This window comes from Novosphingobium malaysiense, from assembly GCF_000802225.1.
Lineage (GTDB): Bacteria > Pseudomonadota > Alphaproteobacteria > Sphingomonadales > Sphingomonadaceae > Novosphingobium > Novosphingobium malaysiense.
The window spans coordinates 25,590-52,582 of the sequence record NZ_JTDI01000007.1; the positions used below are offsets into that span (position 1 = coordinate 25,590).

General features: G+C 65.4%; 28 protein-coding genes. 13 read left to right on the forward strand and 15 right to left on the reverse strand.

Translation table 11 applies throughout. From position 1 onward, the window contains the following. Nucleotides 1–95 precede the first annotated feature (95 nt). The 4 genes from LK12_RS19475 to LK12_RS19490 are packed head-to-tail and all read right to left on the reverse strand — an operon-like array spanning nucleotide 96 to nucleotide 4,439. Nucleotides 96–863: an SPOR domain-containing protein gene (locus tag LK12_RS19475; RefSeq protein ID WP_039287989.1), complete on the reverse strand. Its 768-nt coding sequence runs from the start codon at nucleotides 861–863 to the stop codon at nucleotides 96–98. 3 nt (nucleotides 864–866) lie between these two features. Beyond that, nucleotides 867–2,612 carry an arginine--tRNA ligase gene (gene argS / locus LK12_RS19480; protein ID WP_039287991.1) on the reverse strand — a complete coding sequence of 582 codons (1,746 nt, stop codon included), beginning with the start codon at nucleotides 2,610–2,612 and terminating at the stop codon, nucleotides 867–869. Nucleotides 2,613–2,658: 46 nt separating this feature from the next. Continuing rightward, a complete protein-coding gene (locus tag LK12_RS19485) occupies nucleotides 2,659–3,042 on the reverse strand; it encodes a c-type cytochrome (RefSeq protein WP_052223624.1) in 384 nt (127 codons plus the stop codon). After that, on the reverse strand, nucleotides 3,027–4,439 hold the full coding sequence (locus tag LK12_RS19490; RefSeq protein WP_156135571.1) for a cytochrome C: 1,413 nt from the start codon (nucleotides 4,437–4,439) through the stop codon (nucleotides 3,027–3,029). Before LK12_RS19490 ends, LK12_RS19485 begins: the two co-directional genes overlap by 16 nt. A gap of 287 nt (nucleotides 4,440–4,726) precedes the next feature. On the opposite strand from LK12_RS19490, the gene LK12_RS19495 reads away from it, so the two are divergent. Next, complete coding sequence (locus tag LK12_RS19495; RefSeq protein ID WP_039287994.1) at nucleotides 4,727–5,164, forward strand: FKBP-type peptidyl-prolyl cis-trans isomerase; 438 nt, start codon at nucleotides 4,727–4,729, stop codon at nucleotides 5,162–5,164. Nucleotides 5,165–5,279: 115 nt separating this feature from the next. Here the strand turns inward: LK12_RS19495 and LK12_RS19500 are convergent, their stop codons facing one another. Continuing rightward, nucleotides 5,280–5,525, reverse strand: a complete 246-nt coding sequence (locus LK12_RS19500) for a hypothetical protein (RefSeq protein ID WP_039287997.1) — start codon at nucleotides 5,523–5,525, stop codon at nucleotides 5,280–5,282. 269 nt (nucleotides 5,526–5,794) lie between these two features. Here LK12_RS19500 and miaB point away from each other — a divergent pair, with 269 nt between their 5' ends. Further along, nucleotides 5,795–7,141: a tRNA (N6-isopentenyl adenosine(37)-C2)-methylthiotransferase MiaB gene (gene miaB / locus LK12_RS19505; protein ID WP_039288000.1), complete on the forward strand. Its 1,347-nt coding sequence runs from the start codon at nucleotides 5,795–5,797 to the stop codon at nucleotides 7,139–7,141. A 6-nt stretch (nucleotides 7,142–7,147) separates the two neighbouring features. Here the strand turns inward: miaB and LK12_RS19510 are convergent, their stop codons facing one another. Then, nucleotides 7,148–7,729 (reverse strand): hypothetical protein, encoded by a 582-nt coding sequence (locus LK12_RS19510; RefSeq protein ID WP_039288003.1) that lies wholly within the window; start codon nucleotides 7,727–7,729, stop codon nucleotides 7,148–7,150. A 159-nt stretch (nucleotides 7,730–7,888) separates the two neighbouring features. Between LK12_RS19510 and LK12_RS19515 the strand changes: the two genes are divergently transcribed. The 5 genes from LK12_RS19515 (at nucleotide 7,889) to LK12_RS19535 (ending at nucleotide 11,737) form a co-directional block, all read left to right on the forward strand. Further along, nucleotides 7,889–8,908 carry a PhoH family protein gene (locus tag LK12_RS19515; RefSeq protein WP_039288006.1) on the forward strand — a complete coding sequence of 340 codons (1,020 nt, stop codon included), beginning with the start codon at nucleotides 7,889–7,891 and terminating at the stop codon, nucleotides 8,906–8,908. Between the two features lie 77 nt (nucleotides 8,909–8,985). Continuing rightward, a complete protein-coding gene (locus LK12_RS19520) occupies nucleotides 8,986–9,246 on the forward strand; it encodes a hypothetical protein (protein ID WP_039288009.1) in 261 nt (86 codons plus the stop codon). 108 nt (nucleotides 9,247–9,354) lie between these two features. Next, nucleotides 9,355–9,846 (forward strand): rRNA maturation RNase YbeY, encoded by a 492-nt coding sequence (gene ybeY, locus LK12_RS19525; protein ID WP_039288011.1) that lies wholly within the window; start codon nucleotides 9,355–9,357, stop codon nucleotides 9,844–9,846. A gap of 23 nt (nucleotides 9,847–9,869) precedes the next feature. After that, the gene (locus tag LK12_RS19530; RefSeq protein ID WP_039288013.1) at nucleotides 9,870–10,790 is read left to right on the forward strand and encodes a hemolysin family protein; all 921 of its coding nucleotides are present in this window, start codon (nucleotides 9,870–9,872) and stop codon (nucleotides 10,788–10,790) included. 62 nt (nucleotides 10,791–10,852) lie between these two features. Beyond that, a complete protein-coding gene (locus LK12_RS19535; protein WP_082010661.1) occupies nucleotides 10,853–11,737 on the forward strand; it encodes a LysR substrate-binding domain-containing protein in 885 nt (294 codons plus the stop codon). 81 nt (nucleotides 11,738–11,818) lie between these two features. Here LK12_RS19535 and LK12_RS19540 read toward each other — a convergent pair whose 3' ends face one another. From LK12_RS19540 to LK12_RS19555, 4 genes are all read right to left on the reverse strand, one after another. Further along, nucleotides 11,819–12,214 (reverse strand): TadE/TadG family type IV pilus assembly protein, encoded by a 396-nt coding sequence (locus LK12_RS19540; RefSeq protein WP_039288016.1) that lies wholly within the window; start codon nucleotides 12,212–12,214, stop codon nucleotides 11,819–11,821. After that, on the reverse strand, nucleotides 12,211–12,699 hold the full coding sequence (locus LK12_RS19545) for a TadE/TadG family type IV pilus assembly protein (protein WP_082010662.1): 489 nt from the start codon (nucleotides 12,697–12,699) through the stop codon (nucleotides 12,211–12,213). The genes LK12_RS19540 and LK12_RS19545 overlap by 4 nt, the downstream gene beginning before the upstream one ends. A 5-nt stretch (nucleotides 12,700–12,704) precedes the next feature. Next, complete coding sequence (locus LK12_RS19550; RefSeq protein WP_082010663.1) at nucleotides 12,705–13,964, reverse strand: TadE/TadG family type IV pilus assembly protein; 1,260 nt, start codon at nucleotides 13,962–13,964, stop codon at nucleotides 12,705–12,707. A 213-nt stretch (nucleotides 13,965–14,177) separates the two neighbouring features. Beyond that, nucleotides 14,178–14,645: a peptidylprolyl isomerase gene (locus LK12_RS19555; RefSeq protein ID WP_039288022.1), complete on the reverse strand. Its 468-nt coding sequence runs from the start codon at nucleotides 14,643–14,645 to the stop codon at nucleotides 14,178–14,180. Between the two features lie 210 nt (nucleotides 14,646–14,855). Here LK12_RS19555 and mgtE point away from each other — a divergent pair, with 210 nt between their 5' ends. Both mgtE and LK12_RS19565 read left to right on the forward strand, forming a co-directional pair. Continuing rightward, nucleotides 14,856–16,289, forward strand: coding sequence for a magnesium transporter (gene mgtE / locus LK12_RS19560; protein ID WP_039288025.1), 1,434 nt, complete (start codon nucleotides 14,856–14,858; stop codon nucleotides 16,287–16,289). A 28-nt stretch (nucleotides 16,290–16,317) separates the two neighbouring features. Next, nucleotides 16,318–16,716: a DUF1489 family protein gene (locus LK12_RS19565; RefSeq protein WP_039288029.1), complete on the forward strand. Its 399-nt coding sequence runs from the start codon at nucleotides 16,318–16,320 to the stop codon at nucleotides 16,714–16,716. A gap of 9 nt (nucleotides 16,717–16,725) precedes the next feature. Here the strand turns inward: LK12_RS19565 and LK12_RS19570 are convergent, their stop codons facing one another. Genes LK12_RS19570 through LK12_RS19585 form a run of 4 tightly spaced genes read right to left on the reverse strand, consistent with a single transcriptional unit; the run spans nucleotide 16,726 to nucleotide 20,817 of the window. Further along, nucleotides 16,726–17,496: an enoyl-CoA hydratase gene (locus LK12_RS19570; RefSeq protein WP_039288032.1), complete on the reverse strand. Its 771-nt coding sequence runs from the start codon at nucleotides 17,494–17,496 to the stop codon at nucleotides 16,726–16,728. Between the two features lie 30 nt (nucleotides 17,497–17,526). After that, complete coding sequence (gene nudC, locus LK12_RS19575) at nucleotides 17,527–18,468, reverse strand: NAD(+) diphosphatase (RefSeq protein ID WP_052223628.1); 942 nt, start codon at nucleotides 18,466–18,468, stop codon at nucleotides 17,527–17,529. Continuing rightward, a complete protein-coding gene (locus LK12_RS19580) occupies nucleotides 18,440–19,750 on the reverse strand; it encodes a serine hydrolase domain-containing protein (RefSeq protein ID WP_039288039.1) in 1,311 nt (436 codons plus the stop codon). Before LK12_RS19580 ends, nudC begins: the two co-directional genes overlap by 29 nt. Next, nucleotides 19,747–20,817 carry an A/G-specific adenine glycosylase gene (locus LK12_RS19585; RefSeq protein WP_039288041.1) on the reverse strand — a complete coding sequence of 357 codons (1,071 nt, stop codon included), beginning with the start codon at nucleotides 20,815–20,817 and terminating at the stop codon, nucleotides 19,747–19,749. Before LK12_RS19585 ends, LK12_RS19580 begins: the two co-directional genes overlap by 4 nt. Nucleotides 20,818–20,846: 29 nt before the next feature. Between LK12_RS19585 and LK12_RS19590 the strand changes: the two genes are divergently transcribed. From LK12_RS19590 to smc, 4 genes are all read left to right on the forward strand, one after another. After that, nucleotides 20,847–21,401, forward strand: coding sequence for a DUF721 domain-containing protein (locus tag LK12_RS19590; RefSeq protein ID WP_039288044.1), 555 nt, complete (start codon nucleotides 20,847–20,849; stop codon nucleotides 21,399–21,401). Beyond that, a complete protein-coding gene (locus tag LK12_RS19595) occupies nucleotides 21,402–22,145 on the forward strand; it encodes a thioredoxin domain-containing protein (RefSeq protein ID WP_039288046.1) in 744 nt (247 codons plus the stop codon). 117 nt (nucleotides 22,146–22,262) lie between these two features. Beyond that, on the forward strand, nucleotides 22,263–23,021 hold the full coding sequence (locus LK12_RS19600; protein ID WP_052223629.1) for a DsbA family protein: 759 nt from the start codon (nucleotides 22,263–22,265) through the stop codon (nucleotides 23,019–23,021). Nucleotides 23,022–23,066: 45 nt separating this feature from the next. Continuing rightward, complete coding sequence (gene smc, locus LK12_RS19605; protein WP_039288049.1) at nucleotides 23,067–26,504, forward strand: chromosome segregation protein SMC; 3,438 nt, start codon at nucleotides 23,067–23,069, stop codon at nucleotides 26,502–26,504. Here the strand turns inward: smc and soxR are convergent, their stop codons facing one another. Then, nucleotides 26,505–26,945 carry a redox-sensitive transcriptional activator SoxR gene (gene soxR, locus LK12_RS19610; protein ID WP_039288052.1) on the reverse strand — a complete coding sequence of 147 codons (441 nt, stop codon included), beginning with the start codon at nucleotides 26,943–26,945 and terminating at the stop codon, nucleotides 26,505–26,507. Between the last annotated feature and the right edge of the window lie 48 nt (nucleotides 26,946–26,993).

Here is a 26,993-nt window from a genome sequence, read left to right on the forward strand (position 1 = left end):
GCAGAAATGCGCGGAATTCGCAAGAAAACGGCCGTCTCAGGTGTGCAAAACTGCAGCCGCGCAGCGCTGCTGCCGCGCCGGTCGGGTTCTGGGGCTCAGTCCTTGACCTGACAGGCCAGTCCTGCGTCCTTCATCCCCTGGCACAACGAACGGGCCGCGGAGAGCCCGCCGGGAACCGCCTGAAGACGATAGACCGTGCCGATGTCGGCCTGCCCCTTGATCACGCGATGCGACATCTCGGCCAGCGGCGGATATTGCGACTTGAGCGCGTTCCAGCCGGCTTCGGCCGAATCCTTCGACATGTAGGCGCCCACCTGCACCCCAACACCCGCGGGTTCGGCCGGCTCGGAGGGCTGCGCCGCAGACTTGCCGACGGAATCGAAACCCGGCTTGGGCCCTTCGTCCTTTTCCTCGATCTGGGGCGGACGCGACTGGCCTTCGGCGACGGCGAAGCTGGTGTCTCCAGTGCCGTCGACGACCTCGCCGCCGGGATTTTCCGGTTTGGTCTTGTAGGGCTCCTTCGGTGCGGAAATCACGCCGCCATCGGCGACGAGCGCTTCGTCCGAATTCTTGCCCAGCACCCAGAACAATCCGCCGACAATCGCACCGATGGCGACAAGGCCCAGCAGCACCAGCAGCAGGCCCTGCCCGATGCCGGGGCCGTCCTGGTCCTCGAACTCGTCGTCGTCGCCTTCCAGCCAGGGCAGGCGAACGTCCTCGTCACCGAGTTCGAGCTGCTGCGTCTGTTCGAATTTCGCAGGCGCCTCGCCGGAGAGTTCCTGCGGCTCGCCCTCGGGGCGCTCCTGGCCCGCGAATTCGGGATCCTCGTGGCTCCCTTCCCGCCCAGTGTCCAAGATCGCCATAATCTACATTTCCTCCACCGCCTCGACGCCGAGCAGGGCCAGCCCGTTGCGGACAAGTTGACCGATTTGCACGGCCAGGAAAAGCCGCGCACCCGTGAGTGTACCGTCCTCATGGTTAATAAACCGCTTTTCGACGCGATCATTGCCCAGATTCCAGTAGCCGTGGAAGGCGGCAGCGAGATCGTGGAGGAAGAAAGCCATGCGATGCGGCTCGCGCGCGGCGGCGGCGGCTTCGATGACACGCGGGAACTGCGCGGCCAGCTTGATCAGGTCCAGCTCTTCCTCGCCCAGCAGGTCGAGGTGTGCATCGGAGGGGGCAAACCCTTCCGCCGCCGCCTTGCGCAGCGTCGAACAGACACGGGCGTGACAGTACTGGACGTAGAAGACCGGATTGTCCTTGCTCGCCTCGACCACCTTGTCGAAGTCGAAGTCCATCTGCGCGTCGGGCTTGCGGGTGAGCATGGTGAAACGCACCACGTCCTTGCCGACCATCTCGACGACATCAGCCAGCGTCACGAAATTGCCCGCGCGCTTGGACATCTTGAACGGCTGGCCGCCCTTGAGGAGCTGAACCATCTGCACCAGCTTGACCTCGAAAGGCGTGGGTTCGCCATCGACGCCGGTCATCGCTGCAACGGCCGCCTTGATCCGCTTCACGGTGCCTGCGTGGTCCGCGCCCCAGATGTCGACCAGCGCATCGGCTTCCTGCGCCTTCTGGTAGTGATAGGCGAGGTCGGCGCCGAAGTAGGTCCAGGTGCCGTCGCTCTTCTTGATCGGGCGATCCTGATCGTCGCCGAACTGGGTCGACTTGAACAGCGGCAGTTCCACCGGCTCCCAGTCCTCGGGCGTCTTGCCCTTGGGCGCTTCGAGCACGCCGTCGTAGACGAGGCCCTTCGAGCGCAGCCACGCCTCGGCCTCGTCGGGCTTGCCGGAGGCCTGCAGTTCGGCTTCGGACGAGAACACCTCGTGCTCGATGCCCAGCAGCGCGAGGTCAGCGCGGATCATGTCCATCATCGCCGCGACCGCCTTGTCGCGGAACAGCACCAGCCATTCCGATTCGGGTGCCTTGGCGTATGTGTCGCCGAATTCCTCGGCGAGTGCCTTGCCGACCGGAACGAGATAGTCGCCGGGATAGAGGCCTTCAGGGATGGCGCCGATGTCCTCGCCCAGCGCCTCGCGGTAGCGCAGGTGGACCGAGCGGGCGAGCACCTGCACCTGCGCACCGGCATCGTTGACGTAGTATTCGCGGGTGACCTTGTGCCCGGCATATTCGAGCAGCGTCGCCAGCGCATCGCCGACGACCGCGCCGCGGCAGTGGCCCATATGCATCGGCCCGGTGGGGTTGGCGGAGACGTACTCGACATTCACCGTCTTGCCGCCGCCCATGTCGGAGCGGCCGTAGTCGGCACCGAGCGCGGCAATCGCGCGCAGTTCGGCCAACCAGGCCGAAGGCGCAAGCCGCATGTTGATGAAGCCCGGCCCGGCGATCTCGGCGGAAGTAACGTCCTCGATCTTGATCAGTTCGGCAACCAGCGCCTCGGCCAGATCGCGCGGTTTCATGCCGGCGGGCTTGGCCAGCACCATCGCCGCATTTGTCGCCAGATCGCCATGGCTGGGATCGCGCGGCGGTTCGACCGTGACCGCGCCTCGCTTCAGGCCGCCCGGCAGCGTACCTGCTGCTTCCAGCGCATCGAGCGCGGCGGAAAGGTGGCCTGCAAAGGCGGCGTAAAGCGTCTGGATCTCGTTCATGGGCGCGCGGATAGCCCATGTGTGGGGAAAGGGGAACAGGCCCCGCCTACTTCAGCGTCTTGAGAAAGGAGAGCAGGGCATCGAGCTTCGCCGGATCGTGCTCCCCGGCGTAGGGCATCTTGTTGCCCGGCACGACCTTGCCCGGATTTTCGAGGTAGCGTCGCAGTTCGTCCGGCGTCCACGTCAGCCTGGAATGCTTCATCGCAGCTGAAAAGGAATAGCCCTGCAGCGTCCCCGCTTTTCGGCCCACGACGCCGTAGAGATCCGGCCCCACCGACGGGGCCGCGTCCCGGGTGCTGCGATGGCAGATCGCGCATTGGGCCTGGAATACCTTCGCGCCACCGGAAACATCGCCGGCCATGGCCGGCACACTGCCGAGTAGAGCAGCCGTGAGCGCGATCGGGCGCAGGCCCTTCAGAATGCAAGCCATGTAAAGAGCCTCAGGGCGTTGTTGTCGGATGCGTTGGCACCGGCGTTGTCATAGTTGTGACGCGATCCGTCGAATTTGCCGTAGGCGGTGTACTGCAGTCCGACCCGCATGTTGACGCGGGGACCGAGCGGAGAATCGCTTCCTCCCCAAGGCGTGTAGTCGACTTGCGCCATCACGCCATTGCTGTCGGGCCTGCCGTTGCCGCCATAAAGATCGGCATTCCGGCTGCCCGAGATCGCGAACGCAGCAAGAGTGGTCCCGATCCGGTTGTGCCAGGTATAGCCGATGTCGCCCCGCCACTCGTTGAGGTGACCGTGCGCGCATTCCGAGCTCGAGCCATCGCCGATCAACGCCAGGGCGCAGCTTGCCCGCAGGGTGCTCGATTCATGCACGTAGCGCAGCTGCGTCGAGAGGGTGTTTCCGGAAGACAGCGCCTTCTGCCATGAGGCATCGAGGCCCAGATCCGTGTAGCGATCGTGCAGGCCGGAGCTCCTGTCCCGGCCGGGATTGATCGCAGCCTTCAGCGCGAAGGCCCCTGCCTGCAGGGTCCCGCCGCCCACCTGGTGCTGCCAGGCGAGGCGGCCATAGGGGGCAAGGCCGTGAATGTCGCCGGGATCGCCGGGATCCGCGCCGAGCCAGTCCAGCGTTCCGGCGGCCGGGCTGGTGTAGGCGCCCGCCTCGGCATAGATCTTCTGCCCTACCCAGGCATAGGCACTGAGGCCCAGGGTATTCTGCGCCAGGGCATCGTCGATCAGCGGCGCGGCGCCCGGCGTGCCCGAGACTGCAGTATCGGTATACGGATAGCCCCAGGCCGGTGTCGTATTCCACGCGTCCTGGACCGTCGGCGAGTTGTTGAGCGTCAGGCCGAAGACGGTATCCGCGCCGAACAGCTTGCCTCTCGCCACTGCTCTCAGGTCCAGGTTGTCCCACGCCCAGGCTTTTTCCACCCCATCGTAGGTGATCTGCGCGAAGCCGCCGAAATGCTTGCCGACACCGCCTGCCAGAAAGACGCTGCCCTCGTCGAAGGCCAGATTGTCGTTCCGGTCCAGCCCGTCGGGCGCCGGGACCTGGTCCTTCCGGGTGTGGGTGAAGGAGCCGACTGCCATTGCCGAAAGCGGTACGTTGAATGCCTTCGTGCGCATCGTATAGCCATTGAGCTTGAACTCGCGCCCGAATGGGGTGAGCTGCGGTCCGAAGCCGCCGACGTGGCATGCCTGGCAAGACAGGCCGGTCTGCTCGGCGAAGGCCGGCACCGCCTCGACCCGGTGCGCCGGTACCACCAGCAGCACAAGCCCCAGCGCCATAGGCATGGCCACAGGAGCGAGCGTGCGAAGCCCGGGTCCTGCTCTTGATTCGCGGGCATCCGGCCGGATTTCCGGTGTTGAGGGACGTTTCATGGCTACTCCCTGCCTCTGTGCTTCGCCTGTCGCTGCGGGTTAGGCGGTCTTCCTCCGTCCCGGTGCGGCAGCCGTCCCACCGGGACGCCGCGCGCGGACATGATCCTCAGTTGTATGGGAAACTTTTCACGCGGGGATATTCGCGAGCGAGGCCGCGCGCCGCTCGGGACGCGCGCAATTTGACTGTGCGGCCTCGAATTGCGACAGTTAAGGGACGCCGGGGCCTTTGCAGGCGCCGAACGAGCGGCGCGATGCGCGTCGGAACGAATTTACCCGAAGGAATATTTATGCAGACCGCAAAGAACGGTGACACCGTGCTGATCGATTTCGTGGTGCGCACGGACGATGGCCGCGTCGTCGGCAATACCGAAAAGGACGGCCCGCAGACCGTCACTATCGGCGGTGCGCAGGTGTTTCCGCAGATCGAGGCCGCGCTTGACGGTATGGAAGTCGGCGCCGAGCAGACGGTAACGGTCACGGCTGCCGATGCGTTCGGTCCGCGGCGCGAAGAGATGGTCATCCAGATTCCGCGCGCAAATCTGCCCCAGGAAGCCGATCCGCAGCCGGGCATGGGGCTGTCGGCTCGCCAGCAGGATGGGTCTACGATCGATCTCGTGATTACCGAAGTCGGCGAGGAAGCCGTTACGGCGGATGGCAATCACCCGCTGGCGGGCGAAGATCTGCACTTCGGTCTGACGCTGGTCGAAATCAAGGCCGCGGCTTAAGCGACTGCCGCCGGCGGTCCTGGACGGACGTCCGGGGCGTTATTGCCCGTTTGCACTCGCGTCGGGAATGCGCTCCGAACCTTCCGGTGCGGACCGCCGGCCACGACGCCCTCACTCAGATGACGTGCAGGCGCTCCACCGTGCCACCTTCTGGCGTGGGACGAACCAGGTCGTCATGTTCGGCAAAGATCCGTTCGATCTCCGCGCGCTTTTCCAGAATGAGCTTGGCGACTCCGGCGGTCATGCCGCCCTCTTCACCGACACGTCCGAGAACGCCGGCGAGGTCTTCGAGAGTCGCTTTCTCCAAGGTGGCGTGCAGTACGCCCTTTGAATCGCGAAAAGCTATGCATTGACTGGCCATGTGTCGCCTCCTCCATCACGTCTGTCGAACTACAACAACGCAAGTGCGACCCGGTCGGTTGCATCCAGGGGTGCCACCTGACCGTTAACTTACGCCTCTGCCTGACGGTCGGCAACGCGGAAACGGCAGCTGTGCAAACGTGGGACGACTGCCGTAGCGAGTGTTTACGCCTGCCAGACCATAACCCCCCTGGGTCAGCCAGGTCCGCCGTCCAGGCAACGCCGCGCTCACCCCTTCAAAACCGCTGCAAACGCGTGTACGGGCGCGCGATGCGTCCTACCCAGAATCCCAAGACCTACCGGGTCAAGAGCTTCGGCTGCCAGATGAACGTCTATGACGGTGATCGCATGGCCGAATTGCTGGCCGAACAGGGCATCACCCCTGCCCCCGAAGGCGAGCAGGCCGATCTCGTCGTGCTCAACACCTGCCACATCCGCGAAAAGGCCGCCGAGAAAGTCTATTCCGACATCGGCCGGATCGTGAAGGACTGGGATGGCGATGACGGCTCCAGCCCGCTGATCGCCGTTGCCGGCTGCGTCGCACAGGCCGAGGGCGAGGAAATCATGGCGCGCGCGCCGGCAGTGAAGATGGTCGTCGGCCCGCAGGCCTACCACCGCCTGCCCGACATGCTGCGCGAAGCCACCTCTGGCAAACGCGTGACCGACACCGACATGCCGGCCGAGACCAAGTTCGACGCGCTGCCAAAGCGCCGCCGTTCGGGTCCGACCGCATTCCTCACCGTGCAGGAAGGCTGCGACAAGTTCTGCACCTATTGCGTGGTGCCCTATACCCGCGGCGCCGAAGTCTCGCGCCCGCACGCCGATCTGGTCGAAGAGGCCAAGCGGCTCGTCGATGGCGGCGCGCGCGAGATCACGCTGCTCGGCCAGAACGTCAACGCCTGGACCGGCGAGAATGCCAAGGGCCAGCCGGTGGGCCTCGACGGCCTGATCCGCGAGCTGGCGGAGATCCCCGATCTCGCCCGCATCCGCTACACCACCAGCCACCCGAACGACATGACCGAGGGGCTGATCGCGGCGCATGGCGAGATCGCCAAGCTGATGCCCTTCCTTCACTTGCCGGTGCAGGCGGGCAACGACCGCGTGCTCAAGGCGATGAACCGCAGCCATACGGTCGACAGCTACCTGCGCATCCTCGAACAGGTCCGTGCCGTCCGGCCTGACATCGCGCTTTCGGGCGACTTCATCGTCGGCTTCCCCGGCGAGACCGACGCCGAGTTCGAGGATACGCTGGGGCTCGTCGATGCGGTGGGCTATGCCCAGTGCTTCAGCTTCAAGTACTCGCCGCGCCCCGGCACGCCCGCCGCGACGATGGACGACCAGATTGCCGCCGCCGTGATGGATGAACGCCTGCAGCGGCTCCAGGCCGCGCTCAACCGCGACCAGCTGGCCTTCAACGAGGCTTCGGTCGGCAGGACCTGCGACGTTCTGGTGGAGCGCAAGGGCAAGCATCCCGGCCAGTGGCTGGGCAAGTCACCCTGGCTGCAATCGGTACACTTTACCGGAGAGGCCCGGATCGGCGATCTGCTCCGCGTGGAACTGGCCGAAGCGGGCCCCAATTCGATTTCCGCACGCCTTCTCGAAACCGCTGCCGCCTGAACGCGGCTATTCGACGGGCTTGAGCGGCTCGGCCGGGATCAGCACGGTCCCGAGCGAGTCGGTCTCCTGCGCCGGCGCGACTGTCGGATTGCGAGGATAGCCCTTGCCGTCGTATTGCAGGCGCACCGCGTGCTCCGCCACGCCGCCGCCGGCGATCGTCACCGCAAGGTCGCGCCAGCCATTGCTCTTGCTGTCGAGCACGCCCACCGGCAACTGCACGACGCTGAGCTCGCTGACCTTGCGCAAGTCGCCGCCCTCGCGCTTGAGCACCACCAGATTGCAACCACCCGTACCGCACATCATCGGCCCACCCACATAAGCCAGCACTTCGGGCGTTCCATCGCCGTCGAGATCGGTATCGGCAGTGGCATAGAGCAGCTTGCCCATGTCCTTGTAATTGGATGCGATCCAACTGGCCGCGCTATCCTGCACGACCGCTTCCTCCGGCTGTGCCGAAGCTTCTCCGGTAGCTTCGCTCGTGGGGGCGCCTGCAGGTTCGCTTGTGGACTTTTCCTTCTTGCAGCCGGCCAGAGTGCCGGAGACAAGGACGGTGGCCAGGAAGGCGGCGATGAACAGCTTTGGCTTCATGTTGGAACGCTACTCCCGCCTGTCGGCAATCTGCAACAAAAATGGCGCCGCACGAAAAGCACCACTTATCCACTGCACTGCAGCGCAGCATGACTTGCGCGGGCCAATTCCCGCCCTATCTTTCGACTCAGGAACAATTGCTTCGTTCGAAAGGAGCGCATGGCCCGCAAAGCAGCTCGTGCCGTTGATCCGGCGCAGTTCCGCCCCGAGACACATCGTAGGGCGCGTGTCGAGATCGAGTTCGACGAACCGACGTTGCTGGGGGCCTTTTTCGGCCAGTTCGACGCCAATCTCGTACAAGTGGAAAACCGGCTGGGCGTCTACATCGCCGCCCGCGGCAACCGCATCCAGATCGAAGGCCCCGAAGACGCCGTCGCCCGCGCGCGCGATACGCTGAAGGGCATGTATCACCGCCTCGAACAGGGACAGGATCTCGACTCGGGCGCCATCGAATCGCTGATCGCCATGTCATCCGAACCCACCCTAGAAGGCATCATCGCCGGCGACGAAGGCGCGCCGCCGATCATGATCCGCACGCGCAAGAAAACGATCGTGCCGCGCTCGGCGACGCAGATCGAATACATGCGCGCATTGGCAAAGTCGGACGTCATCTTCGCGCTCGGCCCGGCGGGTACCGGCAAGACTTATCTCGCCGTCGCACAGGCGGTGAGCCAGCTGATGACCGGTTCGGTCCAGCGCCTGATCCTGTCGCGCCCGGCGGTGGAAGCGGGCGAGAAGCTGGGCTTCCTGCCCGGCGACATGAAGGACAAGGTCGATCCCTACCTGCGGCCGCTCTACGACGCGCTCTACGACTGCATGCCGCCCGAACAGGTGGAACGCCGCATCGCCAGCGGCGAGATCGAGATTGCCCCGATCGCCTTCATGCGCGGCCGCACGCTCGCCGATGCCTTCGTCATCCTCGACGAGGCGCAGAACACCACGCGCGAGCAGATGAAGATGTTCCTCACCCGCTTCGGCCAGAACTCCCGCATGGTGATCTGCGGCGACCCGCGGCAGGTCGACATCCCCGGCGGCGACCGCATGTCCGGCCTTGCCGACGCCGTGGGCCGTCTGGAGGGCGTGGAAGGCATCGCGGTCACCCGCTTCACTGCCGCCGACGTGGTGCGCCACCCGATCGTGGGGCGGATCGTCGAGGCCTACGAGGGGCCGACCGAGTAGGCTCCCCGACGGGCGGGATGCCGGCGTTTTCCGGGTTGAAGCTTTCAATCGGGAGCATGGCACGATAGGCCCGCTGCATGATGAACATTCCCTGGGATCAGCCGGCGACACTGATCGATCTGGACGGCAAGACACCGATCATCGGCACGATCTTCGACTGCGTCACGCACTTCTCCCTCTTCAAGCCCTTCGCCAAGGCACAGGCGCGCATCCTGTTGACCCGGCCTGCGTTCCGCCCCGGCCAGAAGACCCGGACGTGGGTTCTCAACCCGGACGAAATCGAAATGCTCGTCGAGAAATGGGCTGCCGACATCGAGGAAGCGCTGAAGCCCGACTGATGGCGTGAATTTCGGGGCGCAAACGGGCAGGCCAAGCAAGGTCCCGTCATCTCCGCGAAGGCGGGGGGCCCGCTTCTCTTAATCCAGCCGCGAAGATAGAGCAGAGCCATGGATCTCGAAATCGACATCGAAGCCCCCTGGCCCGGCGATACCGACTGGGCTGACCTTGCCGAACGCGCGCTTGAAGCGCTGGAGCAGGTTGCGCCCGAAATCGGCAACGGACGCCTGATCGCCAGCGTACTGTTCACGTCCGACGAAGAGGTTCACACGCTCAACCGCGAGTGGCGGGCGAAGGACAAGCCGACCAATGTCCTTTCTTTTCCGATGCTGGAGCGCGAGGATCTGCTCGAACTCGCCTCCGAAGGTCCTCCGGAAATGCTCGGCGATATCGCTCTCGCCCATGAGACCTGCGCCCGGGAAGCCGCAGAAAAAGGCGTTTCGGTTCAGGATCATGCCAGTCATCTGGTGGTCCATGGACTACTCCATCTGGCCGGGCACGATCACGAGATTTCCGATGCCGATGCGGATGCCATGGAAGCGCTCGAAACAAAGGCTCTTGCGATTCTGGGCATTGCCGACCCATATGGGGACCGATCTTAGGCTTCAGGGGATACCCAGATACGATGGCCGACAATGGCCGCCACACCGAGTCCGGCTCGGGAGAAGGGGACAGTAGCGGCGCGCTCTGGCGTGTGATCAAGCGAATGTTCCAGTCCGACGTCGATCAGTCGCTGCGCGCGCAGATCGAAGGCGTCATCAACGAGCACGAGGGTGAGCAAGATCCGAACGGCCTTCCGAACGGCGACCTTTCGCCGCTCGAACGCCAGATGCTGCGCAACCTGCTGCACTTCAGCGAGCACGATGCCGACGACGTCGCCATTCCGCGCGGCGAGATCGTCGCGCTGCCGGCGTCCGCCGAGTGGGAGGACGTGGTCGAGGCCTTTGCCGAGCATGGCCACAGCCGCATGCCCGTCTACGGCGAATCGCTCGACGAGGTGAAAGGCATGCTCCACATCAAGGACGTGTTCTCGCACCTGGCGCGCGGCACGCGGCCGACCGACTGGTGCGACCTGCTGCGCCAGCCGCTCTACGTGCCGCAGTCGCGCGGCGCGCTGGACGTGCTGGCCGACATGCAGGCGCAGCGCGTCCACCTGGCCGTGGTGATCGACGAATATACGGGCACCGACGGGATCATCACCATCGAGGACCTCGTCGAGGAAATCGTCGGCGAGATCGAGGACGAACACGACGAAGCGCCCGACGTGATGCTCGTGCCGCTCGAAGGCGGCATGTGGGATGCCGATGCCCGCGCCGAGCTCGACGAGATCGCCCAACGGATCGATCCCCGCCTCGCCGAGGTCGAGGAATCGGTCGATACCCTCGGGGGTCTGACGTTCGTCCTGGCCGAAAAGGTGCCGGAGGTGGGCACCGTCCTGACGCATGAGAGCGGCTGGCAGATCGAAGTTATCGACGGGAATGAACGACATGTAACGCGCTTGCGATTACATCCCCCTCAGCAGGTCTTGGAAAACGGGGAAGAATAGTTACAGTTGCATGATCTGCACTGCAGATTGCATCCTGAGCAACCCCGACGAAAAGAAGTCCATTGCCTGTACGCCGTCTTCCCCCGCTGCGCGCACTCGAAGCTTTCGTGCGCGTCGTCCGTCTCGGCTCGGCCAAGGCCGCGGCCAACGAACTGGCCCTGTCACCCTCGGCGCTCTCGCGCCGCGTGGCCGCGCTGGAGGATTTTACCGGCAAGCGCCTCTTCACGCGGCAACACCAGGCCATGAAGCTGACCGACGAAGGCCAAGCTTTCTACAATGCCATCGGCCCCAAGCTGGAGGAACTGGCCGAGGCGGTGGAAGCGCAGATAGACCGCGGCCAGGTGCTGCGCCTGCATCTGGGCGTGCCCTCGCTGTTCGGCGGCCAGCGCCTGTTCCCGCGCCTGCCCGAACTGCGCAAACTGCACCCGCGCCTGCATATCGACATCGACACGGCGACCCATTCGGAAGACCGCGTGGGCGACACGCTGGACGCTGCGATCGTGCTCACCAAGGAACCCGACCCGGCATTCTATCGGGTCCAGCTCGATCATAACAAGGTCTACGGTATCGTCTCCAAGGAACTGGCCGAAGAACTCGGCGGCGTGCCGGATAAGGAGACGCTGTCCAAGCAGACCTTCCTGATCCATCAGGACCTGCCCGACAGCCTTGATGCCTGGAAGAAGGCCATCGGCATGCCCGACCTCGAACCGGCATCGGTCGACAAGTTCGATTCCGGCCAGCTCGTGCTCGAAGCGGCGGCACAGGGCCTGGGCATCGCGATCATGCATGACGACCACTTCCGGCGCGCCCATGACGGCCGGCTGGCCCGCCTGTTCGACATCGATATCGAGAGCCCCTACCGCTACTGGTTCATCTGCAAGCCCAAGGCGCTGGAGACCCGGCCCGTGCGCATCTTCCACGAGTGGTTGCTGCAGGCGGGGTTATAGCCTCGCGGATGACGCTCCTTGCACGCGTGTTGCAGCGGAGCCTCCGGAGCCCGTTACAGCCTGCTACGCGGCGTTCGCCTCTCAACTGGGATTGTAGGAGGACATCGACTCGTTGAGGACGATCGGCGCAATCGTGGCAAAGGGGATGATCGGCTCGAGCTGATACTTGACGGTGACGCTGCTGTACTTGGCACCGTTGGACGTCCCGCGCGTCAGGTCGAGCGAGACGATGCCATCGCTGTCGACGCCGGCCAGGCTTGCACGCACCCTGTCGAGCACTTCGGTTTGCGTCGCTGTGGGATGGACCTTGGCGTACCGGACCCCTTCACCCGCGGCATGGCGTATCGCTCCCGACGCCTGAAGCACCAGCCCAAACTGCAATATCGCGATCATCACGATCAGGACCGCCGGCACGGCGAAGGCGAATTCGATCGCGGAAGCCCCGCGTACATCGCGTAGGAAAGCCCGAGTCTTCATTGGATCCTCACCAGGCTATCGCCGGTCACGGTCATGCTCGGCGCCGCGACCCGCGCGCCGAACATGCCGGCAAGGGTTTGCCAGTCGAACTGGAACTGGACCGTCCGCTTGATCGAAACGCTGACGAACCGGGCCGACGTCTGTCCCACCGGACAAGGATTGTTGAACTTGGTCTGGCGCACACCATCGCACTCGAGAAATATGTCTGCCGTGACATCGCCTGTCGGGACCCCGGCGGCGGCCGCCGCCTCATTGCGCAGATAGGTCGCGTCCGAACCGTTGGGCCTCTTGGCGAGAGCGTAGGCAGTCGTGCGCTGGGCCGCCTGCTCGGTTTCGATCGCAGCGCAGACGTAACGCGATACGTCCACCATTCCGGCGAACATGAACAGCAGGACCGGCAGAACCAGCGCGAGTTCCATGAAGGCAGCCCCTTTCCGATCCGCGATGGCACGCCGGGCGATGCAAGGAAGAATACCGTTTGTCATCGTCGTCACTCCACCACCCTCACGACGCGAGCCGATAGGTCGAGATCGTTGTATTCGGGCCCGCAATTGTTATCCATCGAGGTGGTGCCTGCGAAGCTGACCTGGTTAGCGACCATCAGCAGGCAATCCGCGTGCTGTCCTGCGTTTCCGGTGAAGTTCAGGTTGCCGCCGGGCATGTAGACGATGCCGTCCAGTTTCAGCGTGCTGCCCCCGGTGATGTTGCTGTCGCTCGAGGCTCCCATCGGGTCCTGGAAGAACAGGATGTTCTTCCAGGTCGGATCTTCCACGGCCGTGGGGGCCCGCAAATCGAGGTTCGCGCCGCCCGCCAGCTTCACGGTTGCCACGTTCTTGGGATCGTCCCCCGTCAGGATGATGGTCACGCCGGCCCCGGTCAGATGGGCCTGGCTGTTCACCGTGAAGGATCCCTTGTCCATTATATAGACACCGGGCGAAAGCGTAACATTGCCCTGGATCGTCAGCCCGTTGCAGTACCGCCCCGGATAGATCGTCTTCGTCACGCTTGGTGCGATGTTGAGATTGTTCGCAGTGCATGCCGTAGGCGTGGACGGGACAGCGAGATTTCGCGAGGCGATCGGATCGGCGATGGGCAGACCGTAGGTTTGCAGAACTGCCGAAGACGGGACGCTCGTGCTGCTGGCGTCGATACCGCCCACCGCGTGAAAGTTCGGCGCGTCGAGCCAGCTACTGCCGTCCAGGTCGATGGCGGTCTCGATGTTCGAGTTGGCGGCCGCCCCGCAGCCAAGATTGACCTGGGCAGAGCCGACCGTCCCGATGCCGACGCCGGTGGGCGAAAGGGCGATGACGCAATATTCGCCGTCCGAGACGGTTGTCGCGACCGCGCGCGCCCTGACAACGGGCGCAATATCGAGGAAAACGCTCGAGAAGGGCAGCTTCCGGCTGGTCGTCGCCTGAACTTCCACGGCGTTGGTGTCGCCGGTGTAGGCGCCCGTCGTGGGCGGATTGGAAAGGCGTTCGATCGAAATGGAAAGGGTCGAATCGGCATTGCGGCCGAGTTCCCGGGTGGCCTCGGTCTGGTAGCCGTTGCCGAGCGCCTGGCTTAGTGCACCGGCCATCGCCCCGGAATCTACCGCCTGCTGCAATTGGCGTTTCCACAGGTACCATTGCGCCGTATCGACCGCGAGCGCGGCGCCGCCGACCAGCGTCGTCAATCCGACGGCCGTGAGAACCAGCACGTTGCCTTCCATGCTGGACCGCAGGCGGGACAGGCATGATCCAACTTTCATCGCAGCGTTCCCCGAGTCGCATCACCAAACGCTGCTATTTGAAGGCATTTCCGGTAAGGGAATCTGACGCAGTCTGATTACCCGAAATTAACAATAGTTCATCCGGTGCAGATTATCGCGCGGATGTTCAGCAAGATGTGTCACATCCTGGCAAGAAAAAGGCGGCCCTTGCGGGCCGCCCTCTTCCAATTCCGTTCAGAATCAGAAAACGCCTCAACCTTCGGAAACGGTGGCCTTGACGATCGTGCCCGGATTTCGCGGCGGTTCGCCCTTGGGCAGCGCGTCGACGTGCTCCATGCCTTCGACCACCTGGCCCCAGACGGTGTACTGGTTGTCGAGAAAGGTGGCATCGTCGAAAACGATGAAGAACTGGCTGTTGGCCGAGTGCGGGGCGCTGGTGCGGGCCATCGAGCACACGCCGCGCACATGGGGCTCGGCGTTGAATTCGGCCTTGAGATCGGGCTTGTCCGAACCGCCCATGCCGGTGCCATGCGGACAGCCACCCTGCGCCATGAAGCCGGGGATCACGCGGTGGAACTTCACACCGTCGTAGAAGCCCTCGTTCGTCAGTTCCTTGATCCGCTCGACGTGACCGGGGGCCAGATCGGGACGCAGCTTGATCTTGACGTCGCCCTGGCCTTCGCCGGTGTCGAGGGTGAGCGTCAGAAATTCGTCGGCCATTAGAAATCTCCTGTTGCCTGCGCCCGACTGCGGGCGCGGATCGGCTCGGCGCCCGATATAGGATGACTGCCGGCAAAGTCACGCTTTGGGTTCGTTGCGCACGGCACATCCGTGCCAGGCTTGCGATGCCGAACGGAAATGGCGTTGCCATTTCCGGCCGACAAACGACTCGCTGTTGCAATTGCGAGATAGGTGCGTAGACCCACGCTCATGAGCGAAGCGGACCTCAAGGAAGACCTGCCCGAAGACGAGGCCGCCGCCGAAAACGACGCGGCACTCGAAACGGAAAGCCTCGACGAGGAAAACCGCCTCAAGCCGGAATTCGTCCGCAGCGTGAAGGAAGCGCTGGCCGAGGAGGATTCCGACCGCGTCTACGACCTCGTCGAACCGCTCCACCCGGCCGATATTGCCGACCTGTTCGAACTGGTCGACGAGAACGAACGCCATACCCTCGCCCGCTCCATCCGCGACCTCATGGGCGTCGAGGTCATTGCCGAACTCAACGACTGGGTCCGCGAACTGCTGGTCGAGGCGCTGCCCGCCGACGTCGTCGCCGACATCGCCGAACAGCTCGACACCGACGATGCGGTCGCGATGCTGGAAGACCTCGACGAGGCCGACCAGCGCGCCGTGCTTGCCGAAATGGAGCCGGAAGAACGCGCGGCGATAGAATCTGCGCTGGCCTATCCAGAGGAATCCGCCGGTCGTCTGATGAGCCGCGAGTTCGTCGCGGTGCCCGAAACGATGACGGTGGGCGACCTCATCGATTTCCTGCGCGAACACCGCGAACTGCCCACCGAGTTCTGGGAAGTGTTCTGCGTCGATGCGCTGCATCACCCCGTCGGCACTTGCGCGCTGTCATGGATCCTGCGCTGCCCGCGCAACATTCCGCTCTACGACGTGATGAAGCGCGACCAGACGCTGATCCCGGTCGGCATGGACCAGGAAGAAGTGGCACTGCGCTTCCAGAAATACGCGTTGATCTCCGCTGCGGTGGTCGATCCGTCCGGCCGGCTGATCGGCCAGATCACCGTCGACGACGTCGTCCACGTCATTCAGGAAGAGGCGGGCGAGGATACCCTGCTGCTTTCCGGTGCCGGCGACGGCGACATCAACGAGCCGATCCTGCTGACCGTGCGCGCGCGCCTGACCTGGCTCTGCGTGAACCTGGCCACCGCGATCATCGCCTCCTCGGTCGTCGGCCTGTTCCAGGGCGCGATCGCCCGCTTCGCGCTGCTCGCCGTGCTGATGCCGATCGTGTCGGGCATGGGCGGCAATGCCGGCACCCAGACGCTCGCGGTGGTCGTGCGCGCCATCGCCACCAACCAGCTCACCGACACCAACACCTGGCGGATGATCATGCGCGAATTCCGCATCGCGCTGGCCAACGGCACGGCGCTGGGCGTTCTGATCGGCACAGGCACGGGGCTGTTGTTCGGCAATGCTTTGCTGGGCGCGGTCATCGCAACGGCCATGGTGGTGAACAACCTGGTCGCCGGCCTCGCGGGGATTCTTGTGCCGGTGACACTGGCTCGCTTCAAGGTCGACCCGGCCGTTTCCTCCGCCGTCTTCGTGACGACGGCGACCGATACGATGGGCTTCTTCTCGTTCCTGGGGCTCGCGGTGCTCACCGGACTGGCCTGACTCGCCTTCGCTTCCTATCTTGCCCGTCATGCCGCTGCACATGACGAAGATCGCCTTTTCCGCCGAGAGCCCCGCTTCGCTGCGCGCGTGGCTGGAGAGCCATCCGGACGAGGCGCGCCTGACCACCCGCTACCTGCCCAAGCGGCACGAGGAGATGGTCGGCGGCTCGCTCTACTGGATATTCGAGCATGCGCTGATCGGCCGCTCTCCCATTATCGGATTCGAGCAGCGCGAGAGCGACGGCCGCTGGCACATCCGTCTCGCGCCAAAGCTGATCCCGGTCGTCACCAAGCCCAAACGCGCGCACCAGGGCTGGCGCTACCTCAAGGAGGAAGACGCCCCGCGCGACCTCGGCGACGGCGAAAGCAGCGGCGACATCATGCCGCCCAAACTGGCGCGCGAACTGATGAAGCTCGGGCTGGTCTGACCGCGGCGGTCAGTCGGCACCCGGATCGCGGCGAAACACCGGTGGCCGCTTCTCGAAGAAGGCCGAAAAGGCCTCGCGCGCTTCGGGCGAGGCTATTGCTTCACGAAAGACACGCGCTTCCTCGTCGATCCGCGCCGCGATCGCAGCCGGATCGCCCTTCATCAGCCGCCGGGTGGCCTGAAGGGCCTGAGGCGGCTTTGCCATGAGCGCCGCCGCCCTAGCCCGCGCATGGGCCAGCAGATCTTCGGCGGGTACGAGGGCGGTCAGCAACCCGGCCTGATGGGCATCCGGCGCGAGCATCGGTTCTCCCAGCAGCAACAGCGCGGCAGCGCGGGCATGACCGAACGTGGCCGGCGCCAGCAGGCTCGACGCGGCTTCCGGTACAAGCCCTAGATCGACGAAGGGCATGATGAAGCGCGCATCGGGCGCCGCGTAGACCAGGTCGCAGTGGAACAGCATCGTGGTGCCGATGCCCACGGCCAATCCCTGCACGGCGGCAACCAGTGGTTTGTCGAATGTGGCGATGGCGCGGACGAATTCGAAGGCGGCTTCCCCGCCTTCGGGGCCGGCCATGAAATCGGCAAGGTCGTTGCCCGCGCAAAACGCATCGCCGCGCCCGGAAATCAGGACGACGCCGATTTCCGGATCACCCGAGGCGGCCTCGAGCGCGGCGTTCATCGCGCGGTACATCGCGGATGTCAGCGCATTCTTCTTGTCCGGCCGGTCGATCCGGATTTCGAGGACCCCGGCCGTGATCGTGGTGTCTATGCCGTTCGGCACTTTCGCATCTCCTGCCATGGAATCCCGGCCTCAGCCACGCTCCACCCACCAGCGCAGCAACGCATGGGCAACAGCGGCCTTGGGCGGCGCGCCGAAGGCTTTCCCCTGTTCGCCGCGCGCGACTGCCGCGAGTGCGTCGGTGACTTCCTCGCGGGTGAACCAGCGCACATCGTCCATCTCGGTTTCGTCCATGACGATGGCGGGATCGTCCGCGAAGGCATGGCAGCCGATCATCAGCGACGAAGGGAACGGCCAGGGCTGGCTGATCACGTACTCGACGTCGCGGGCACGCACGCCGGCTTCCTCGAAGGTCTCGCGCTTCACGGCTTCCTCGATCGTCTCGCCCGGCTCGACGAATCCGGCGAGTGCGGAATACTGGCCCGGCGCAAAGCGCGGCTGGCGGCCGAGCAGGAGCTTGCCGTCGTGCTCGACCGTCATGATCGTGACCGGATCGACGCGCGGGAAGTGTTCGGACTTGCAGGCTTCGCTGGTGCAGGTGCGCTGCCACCCGCCCTTGGCCATCGCCGTCGCGCTGCCGCAAACGGCGCAGAAACGGTGGCGTATGTGCCAGCCGACCAGCGCGCGGGCAGCGCCATAAGCCGCCAGTTCGCCCGATTCCAGCACGGCCATGGCCTTCCAGCTCGCCGGCCCGGCATGAGGCCCGCCGGGAGGCGTCGTCGCGGGCACTTCGGCAAAGCAGCCGTGCTCGCCGTCCGCCCCCTGCGCGATGCCGAGGAACACCAGTTCACTGTCCGGCGCTGCATCGGCAAGGTCGCCCCAGGCGAGCGCGCTGTCGTCCGTCAGCACCGGATCGAGACCATCCATGCGCAGCAATCGGGCCTGCGCGGTCCTGAGGGCTTCGAGCGCCGCCGGATCGTTGCGAATATGATCAGCGCGGTCGATGTGCGAACCGGAAAAGGCGATGGGGGCGGCGACATCCACGTTACTGTTTCTCCAGCAGGGCCATGACATCGGCCTTCAGGGCCGTCTGGAATTCGGGCAGCAGGTCATTGGCGTTGGGGGGCATGAACTGCACGAATATCTGCGAGCGCAGCGAATGGAGCATGTCGACCATGCCTACCGTGCCGGCGGCGCCAGACCAGCCATAGACACCGGCTTCCGCGCCCCTGCCCACGCGGCCACCGGCCCCGAAACCGGCATTGCCGCCGAACAGCTCGGGGATTTCCAGGCCGGGCGGCAGCAGGTCGCGCGTGCCGGTGCGCACGGTCAGTTCGCCCAGCACGCGCTGTCCGTCAATCTCGCCATATTGCGCGAGCATGCGCAGGAAACGGTCGTAGTCGCGCGGTGAACTCACCAACCCTGCTCCACCGAAGGGGAACGGCGGCGGATCGAGATAGATCGAGGTCTCGCCCGGATCGATCGGCACGAGGACATTCTTGACCGCGCCGTAGTTGGTCGTCAGTCGCTTAGCATCGGACGGCGGGACCTGGAAAAACGTGCTGGTCATCCCCGCCGGTTCGAAGATCGTTTCGCGCAAGTAGGCATCGAAGCTCTTGCCCGAGACGACCTCGATCACGCGGCCCATCAGGTCGAGCCCCATCGAATAGCTCCACCGGGTGCCCGGATCGGCCACCAGCGGCACTTCGGCCAGCCGGTCGGCGAAAACGTCCAGCCCCTCGACCGTCTTGCCACGGCTGAGGCCGGGAATTTCCTTGCGGCTGACTTGCCCCGCAATCAGCCCCTTCTCGTCCATCAGCTTGGCAATGGGGCCCTTCTGGATGATGGTATAGCCGATGCCCGAAGTGTGCGTGAGCAACTGGCGGATGGTGATCGGCGTGGGCGCGGGATGCAGTTCGGTGATCGATCCGTCGTAGGTATCCTGCACCATCATGTCGCGGTACTTGGGCAGGATCTCGTAGAGCGGCTGGTCCAAGCCGAGCTTGCCCTCGTCGATCAGCTGCATCGCCGCCATGCCGGTAACCGGCTTGGTCATCGAATAGATGCGGAAGAGGCTGTCGGCGGTGACGGCATCGCCGTCGTTAAAGCCTTCCGAACCGCGCGCGACATATTGCGGATCGTGCCCCGGAATGCCGAGCGAGGCGACCATGCCGGGGAACTTGCCCGGCCCCACCCAGCGCTCGATCACGGTGCGCACATGCGGCAGCAGGTCGGGGTCGGCAGCCGCCAGCGACAGACGCGGCATAAGCGCGGCGCCAAGGCCCGCGCAGGCACCCAAACGCAACAACATGCGACGGTCCATCGCCGCTTCGAGGGACTGCAAATCCCGGATCATGCCTCTTCTCCCGTTCCGGCCAGCGCCAGACGCGCGGCCTTGGCGAAAAGGGTGGGAAGGCCGGCGTCTTCGAGCCGGTCCAGCGGCCACCATTCGCCCGCTTCCTGTGCAAGACTATCGCATTGATTGCCAAGATAAACCGACAAGTTCAGCGAAAGCGAGAAGTGGGTAAAGACATGCCCCACCCTGCCCGCGCTTTCCCACGGGCCCGCAAGCGGCCCCTCGCCCGTTCCGTCGCTGCGCGCATTCCAGCCGTCGTCGGGCAAGGCGCGCATGCCGCCGAGCATGCCATTGCCGGGACGGCGGACCAGCCAGACAAGCCCTTCGCCGTCCACTTCACGCTCGATCCAGAAGGCCCGGCCATTACGGGCCGGCTTGGCCTTCTTCGGCGCCTTGACCGGGAAGCGCTCGGGCTCGCCCGTGGCCCGGCCCCGGCAATGCGCCGAGAGCGGGCAGAGCAGGCAGCGCGGGGCACGGCTGGTGCAGACCGTCGCCCCGAGGTCCATCATCGCCTGCGCAAAGTCGCCGCTGCGCGCCTCGGGCGTGATGGCATCCGCTTTCTCGCGGATTTCGGTGCGCCCGCCGGGCAGCGGCGTATCGAGCGCGAAGAGGCGCGCGACGACCCGCTCGACATTGGCATCGACCACCACCGCCCGGCGCTCGAAGGCAATGGCGGCCACGGCCGCAGCGGTATAGGCGCCAAGCCCAGGTAGCGCGCGCAGGCCCTCTTCGGTGTCGGGAAAGGTCCCGCCCTGCGCGGCCACTTCGCGGGCACAGGCGAGCAGGTTGCGGGCACGCGCGTAATATCCCAGCCCCGCCCACGCCGCCATGACCTCCTCGTCCGAGGCAGCCGCGAGCGCTTCCACCGTCGGCCAGCGGCGGGTAAACTCGGCGAAATAGGCCTTTACCGCCGCGACGGTTGTCTGCTGCAGCATGACTTCGGACAGCCACACCCGGTAGGGATCCGGCGGCGGCACACCGGGTGGCGCGCGCCACGGCAGATCGCGGGCATGGGTATCGTACCAGTCGAGCAGGGCGGACGATATGGCATCGGAACTGGCATCCATGCGCCCGCTATGGCATTGCGGCCCCGACAATGGAACGGGACGACAGCAAACAATCCGGCTCTTCGAAAGCCAGGCCATCCGGTCTCAAGCGCTACGAGCGTCCGCGCGGCGGGCAGGCGCGCGCGATTTCCGATCTGATGCCCGAAGTCGGCCGCACGGCATTCCGCCGTTTCGGCTTCGTACAGTCGAGCGTGGTGTCGCGCTGGCCGGAGATCGTCGGGGCTAAACATGCCCGAGTCTGCACACCCGAATCGATCCGTTTCCCGCCGGGGGAAAAAAGCGACGGCATTCTCCAGCTCGTCGTCGTGCCGGCCCATGCGCCGATCATCCAGCACGTGATCCCGGAGATCATCGAGAGGGTGAACCGCTTCTTCGGCTACAATGCCGTCGCCAAGGTGAAGATCCGGCAAGGTGAGGTTAAGGCACCACCTGCTTCAAAGCCGCAGGCTGCCGCACCCTCGCTGCGGCCCGTGCCTTTCGAGCTGGGGGAGTCACTGCGCGACGTGGGCGATCCCGAGCTTCGCGCGGTACTCGAGTCGCTGGCGCGCAGCATGAGCGCCAAGGATAGTCAGGAAGACCAGTAAATGAAACTTGCCGGAATGAAGACCGCCCTGGGTGCCATGGTGCTCGCGGCCGGTGCGATGACCTGCGTCTCGGCCTGGGCCAAGACGAGCAAGAGCCTCGAGACGCCTTCGACCAACTGGAACAGCCGCATTGCGGTGACCGACAACGGCAGTCATCAGTTCGGCAATCCCGATGCTCCGGTCAAGCTGACCGAATATGTCAGCTATACCTGCCCGCACTGCGCGCACTACCAGCAACAGTCCGATCCGGTGCTGCGGCTGACCGTCGTGCCCAAGGGCAAAGTGCAGGTGACAGTGACCAACCTACTGCGCAATCCCATAGACCTGACGATCGCGATGCTCACCAACTGCGGCGATCCCAACCGCTTTTTCGTGCGCCACAACGCGTTCTTCGCCACCCAGGAAACCTGGCTGGAGAAGGCCCAGAAGGCCACCAAGGGCCAGCAGCAGCGCTGGTTCCAGGGCCCGATGATCACCCGGTTGCGCGCGATTGCCAGCGATCTGGACTTCTACAAGATGATGTCCGGCTGGGGCATCGACCGCACCCAGGCGGATGCCTGCCTTGCCGACAGCACGATGCTCGACAAGCTGCGCGCGCAGCAGGAACAGGCAGCTTCGCTCAAGATCAACAGCACGCCCAGCTTCACGCTGAACGGCAAGGTCCTGACCGACGTGCACGATTGGGCCGCGGTTTCCACCGCGATCACCGACACACTTGCCGAACAACGCGACGGGACCATCTGAAGCGCCGAAATGCGCCGGTTTAGCTGTGGAGAGAATCCCCGTAGACCGCCCCCGGTGCTTTGTTCCATCCCTCCCATGGGCTAGCTCATTTCCCGACTCTGCAAAGGATTCGCCTCGATGACCCGCAATCGTTTCCGCCAGTTAGTGCTCGGCGTGCTCGCCGCGCCTCTCGCGCTGGGCCTTGCCGCCTGCGACAACAAGGCAGAGGACGGCGCACCGAAGTCGAGCGAGCCCATCGCCAAGATCGCGCCGCCGGCAGGCAAGTCCTGGCAGGACATGATCGAGAAGACAGCCGAAGGCGGCTATCGCATGGGCAACCCCGAGGCCCCCATCAAGCTGATCGAATATGGCGCCCTGAGCTGCTCGCATTGCGCCGAGTTCGCCAAGGAAAGCTTCGAGAAGCTGCGTGACGATTACGTCGCAAGCGGCCGGGTAAGCTATGAGCTTCGCTATTTCATGCTCAACCCGTACGATGTCCCGGCATCGCTGCTCGCCACCTGCGGCTCGACTGAAGCGGTTATCCCGCTCAGCGAACAGTTCTGGGCCTGGCAGCCCAACATGTTCGAGAACGTGCAGTCGGTGGGCGACGCCAAGCTCCAGGCGATCGGCGACTTGCCCAAGGAAAAGCAGATCGCCGCCATCGCAGACGTTTCCGGCATGATCGATTTCTTCTCCTCGCGCGGCATTGCCCGCGACCAGGCCAAGGCTTGCCTCTCCGACACGGCCAGGGCGAAAGCGCTCGCCGAACAGACGGAAAGGGCCTCGAGCGAGTTCAACGTGACCGGCACCCCGACCTTCATCATCAACGGCTCCTCGGTCGGTTCGATGGGCTGGGACGAACTCGAAGCGAAGCTGCAGCAGGCGGGCGCGCGATGATGCCCCCGCGGATGCTTCCTCGGCGGCTCTTCTAAAGGCGGTCCGATGCGCATAAGGCGGCTCAAGCTCAGTGGATTCAAGAGCTTCGTAGAGCCTGCCGAACTGCGCATCGAACCCGGTCTGACCGGGGTCGTCGGCCCCAACGGCTGCGGCAAGTCCAACCTGCTCGAAGCGATCCGCTGGGTCATGGGCGAAAGCTCGCCCAAGTCGATGCGCGGCGGCGGCATGGAAGACGTGATCTTCGCCGGCACCGCAAATCGCCCGCCGCGCGCCTTCGCCGAAGTCGTCCTGCAAGCCGAAACCGCGCCGCGCGATGATGGCGTGCGCGAGGAACTGGAAGTCGTGCGCCGCATCGAGCGCGGCGCCGGCAGTGCCTATCGCGTCAACGGCCGCGACGTGCGCGCCAAGGACGTCGCGCTGATCTTCGCCGATGCCGCCACCGGCGCGCACAGCCCCGCACTCGTCAGCCAAGGCCGCATCGCTGCGGTCATTGCCGCCAAGCCCGCGGAGCGCCGCCAGATGCTGGAAGAGGCGGCGGGCATCGCCGGCCTGCACGTGCGCCGCAAGGACGCCGAGCAGAAGCTGCGCGCGACGGAAACCAATCTCGCCCGGCTCGAGGACATCATGGCCGGGCTCGACAAGCAGGTGGCGACGCTGCGCCGGCAGGCGCGGGCCGCCGAGCGCTACAAGTCGCTGTCCGACCAGATCCGGCTCGCCGAGGCGCGGCTGGTCTTCGCCCGCTGGCGCGATGCCGCGGCGGCCGCCGAAGCCGCCAAGAAGGAAGCGCAGGCCGCCGAAGCCCGCGTGGCCGAAGCGCAGGAGGCGGCCAGGACCGCGCAGGAAGCACAGGCAGCGGCCGCCGAGGCCCTGACCGAAGCCCGCGACGAACTTGCCGACCGCCGCGACGACGCGACGGCCCAAGGCCATCGCATGGCGACGCTGACCAGCCAGCTCGAAGCTGCAGAGCAGCGCCTCAAGGATCTCGACCGCCAGCGTACGCGGCTCGAAGAGGACCGCAGCGATGCCGACCGCATGACCCGAGATGCCGCCGAGGCGCTCTCGCGGCTCGAACGGGATCTCGCGGAAGGGGCGAAGCAGCTGGAAGCGGACGAGGCGCAGCGTCCGCGTCTGGCGAATGCGCTCGAAGGCGCCGAGCGCATGGCGCGGACTGCCGAACTCGATCTGGCGCAGGCCACTGCCGAGCAGGCTGCCGTCGAAGCCGAGTGGCGCATTGCCGAAGCCGAACTGGCGCAGGCGCGCAGCCGGCTCGACAGGTTGAACGCGGAAGCCGAGCGGCTGCAGGCGCAACTGGCGGGCCTGCCGGCAATGGACGATCTCGATGCAACGATTGCGCAGGCCCGGCGCGAAGCCGAAGCAGCTGCTGAAGCCCTCGGCAAGGCGCGTGAGGGGCTGGAAGCGCAACAGGCGCGCAAGGCTGAGCTGCAGGCCGAACGCGATTCAGCCGCTTCCGAGCTTTCCGGCGCCCGCGCCGACCTTACCGGCATAGAGCGCGAACATGCCGCTCTGACGCGCGACCGCGAGGCGCGGGCCAAAGGCGCCAAGGCAGCGCACGGCCTTCCCGTCGCCATCGATGCGGTGCGCGCCGCGCCGGGCTATGAGCGCGCGCTGGCCGCCGTGCTGGGGCGTGACGCCAAGGCGCCGCTGGGGCGCGTCGAGAACGCCGATGGCCGCTTCTGGACCGGCGCCGAGGCTCCTTCCCCCGTGGTGGACAATTTGGCCGCGCATGTTCCGCAATGCCCGCCCGAACTCGCCGCCCGGCTGGCGCTGGTCCATGTCGCCGAAGAGGACGATGGGCGCGCGCTGAAGCCCGGCGAATGGCTGGTCACGAAGTCCGGCCTGCTGCGCCGCTGGGATGGCTTCGTCGCACGCGGCGAAGGCGCGGCGGAAGCGGCACGCCTCGAAGCCGAAAACCGCTTTGCCGAACTCGATGCCCAGCTTCCCGCGCTGCGCGAGGCTGTTGCGAAGGCGGAAGCGCGGCAGGGCGAAGTGCAGCAGGAACTGTCCAGCCTCTCCGCCGCCGTCGTCGCAGCGGAGCGCGCAATTGCCGATACCGCCAATGCCGAACGCAATGCCCTGCGCGCCGTCGATCAGGCCGAGGACACCAAGGCGCGCCATCAGGCCCGCCGCACCGAACTCGACCGCAGCGTCGCCGAGCTGGCCGAACAGCGCGCCAATGCCGAACAGGATCTGGCCGCCGCAGAGGCCAAGCGCGCCGACCTGCCCGATCCCGAGACCGGCCGCGCCGCGCTCGACGCCGCCAGGGGCAGGAACGAGACGGCCAAGAACGCGCTGCAATCGGCTACTGCCGCGCTCGCCTCGCACGATCAGGCGCTGGCCGTGGCGCGCGAACGCACCGCCTCGCAGCGCGGCGATATCAAAAACTGGCAGGCCCGCGCGGGCGATGCCACAAACCGGCTTGCGCAGATGGCCGGGCGGCTGGAGGAAATAGAGAGCGAACGCGCCGTCATCGCCGCCAAGCCCGCCTCGCTGATGGAGCAGATCGAGCAGGGCGAAGCGGTGCGCAATCGGCTCGCCGAGGAACTGGCCAAGGCCGAAGCGGCCGTGAGCGATGCCACCGAAGCAGCGCGCAAGGCCGATGCCGGTCTGGCCGCCGCGCAGGAGACACTCGCCAGCGCCCGCGAAGGCCGCGCCGGTGCCGTTGCCCGCGCCGAGAACGAGGACGAGCGCCGCATCGAGATGACACGCATTTCCGGCGAGCGCTTCCAGTGTCCGCCGCCGGTCCTGCCCGAACGCTTCGAATTCGTCTCCGCGGAAGTCAGCGGCGCGGTTGAAGAATCTGCGGTGATGGACAAGCTCGTCGCCGACCGTGAGCGGATCGGGCCCGTCAATCTGGTCGCCGCCGACGAACTGGCCGAAGCCGAGGAGCAACTGGGCTCCAGCGTCACCGAAAAGGACGAACTGACTGAGGCAGTCAACCGGCTGCGCGGCTCGATCGGCAATCTCAATCGGGAGGGCCGCGAGCGTCTGCGTGCCGCTTTCGAAGCGGTAGACGGCCATTTCCAGCGGCTGTTCAACCGCCTCTTCCAGGGCGGCAAGGCGCACCTTGCGCTGGTCGACTCCGACGATCCGCTGGAAGCCGGCCTCGAAATCTACGCCCAGCCGCCGGGCAAGCGCCTGCAATCGCTCACGCTGCTTTCGGGCGGCGAACAGGCGCTCACCGCAGTGGCGCTGATCTTCGGCCTGTTCCTCACCAATCCCGCGCCGATCTGCGTGCTCGACGAAGTCGACGCCCCGCTCGATGACGCCAATATCGAACGCTTCTGCGACCTGCTCGAAGCGATGACCAAGGAAACCGACACCCGCTACCTCATCGTCACCCATAACGCCGTGACCATGAGCCGCATGCACCGCCTGTTCGGCGTCACCATGGTCGAAAAGGGCATCTCGCGGCTGGTCAGCGTGGACCTTGTAGGCGCGGAAGAACTTCTGGCGGCGGAGTGACTACTTCAGCACGAACCGCGGCCCCGGCCCGTGCGCGGCAGCCCCGTCGCCGGCATTGTAGAGCTGGCACTTCTTCAGGCTCAGACACCCGCAGCCGATGCATTCGTCGAGTTTGCGGCGGGTCAGTTCGAGCAGGGCAATATTGGCATCGATCGAGGCGCGCATCGAGCGGCTGATGCGCTCCCAGTCAGCCAGCGTCGGCGTGCGTCCCTGCGGCAATTCTGACAGTTCGCGCTCGATCTCGGCAAGAGCCAGTCCCAGCTTCTGGGCGATCAGGATGAAGCTGACGCGGCGGATGTCGGAGCGCAGGAAGCGGCGCTGGTTGCCGCGTGTGCGCAGCGACATCAGCAGGCCCTTTTCCTCGTAGAAGCGGATCGCCGAAACCGCGACGCCGGTGCGGCGCGACAGGTCGCCGATGGAAATGAACCGATCCTCGACCATAGGCTCCACGAATTTTAGGACTTGAGCTCAAGTTAGCTTGAGGTTGCA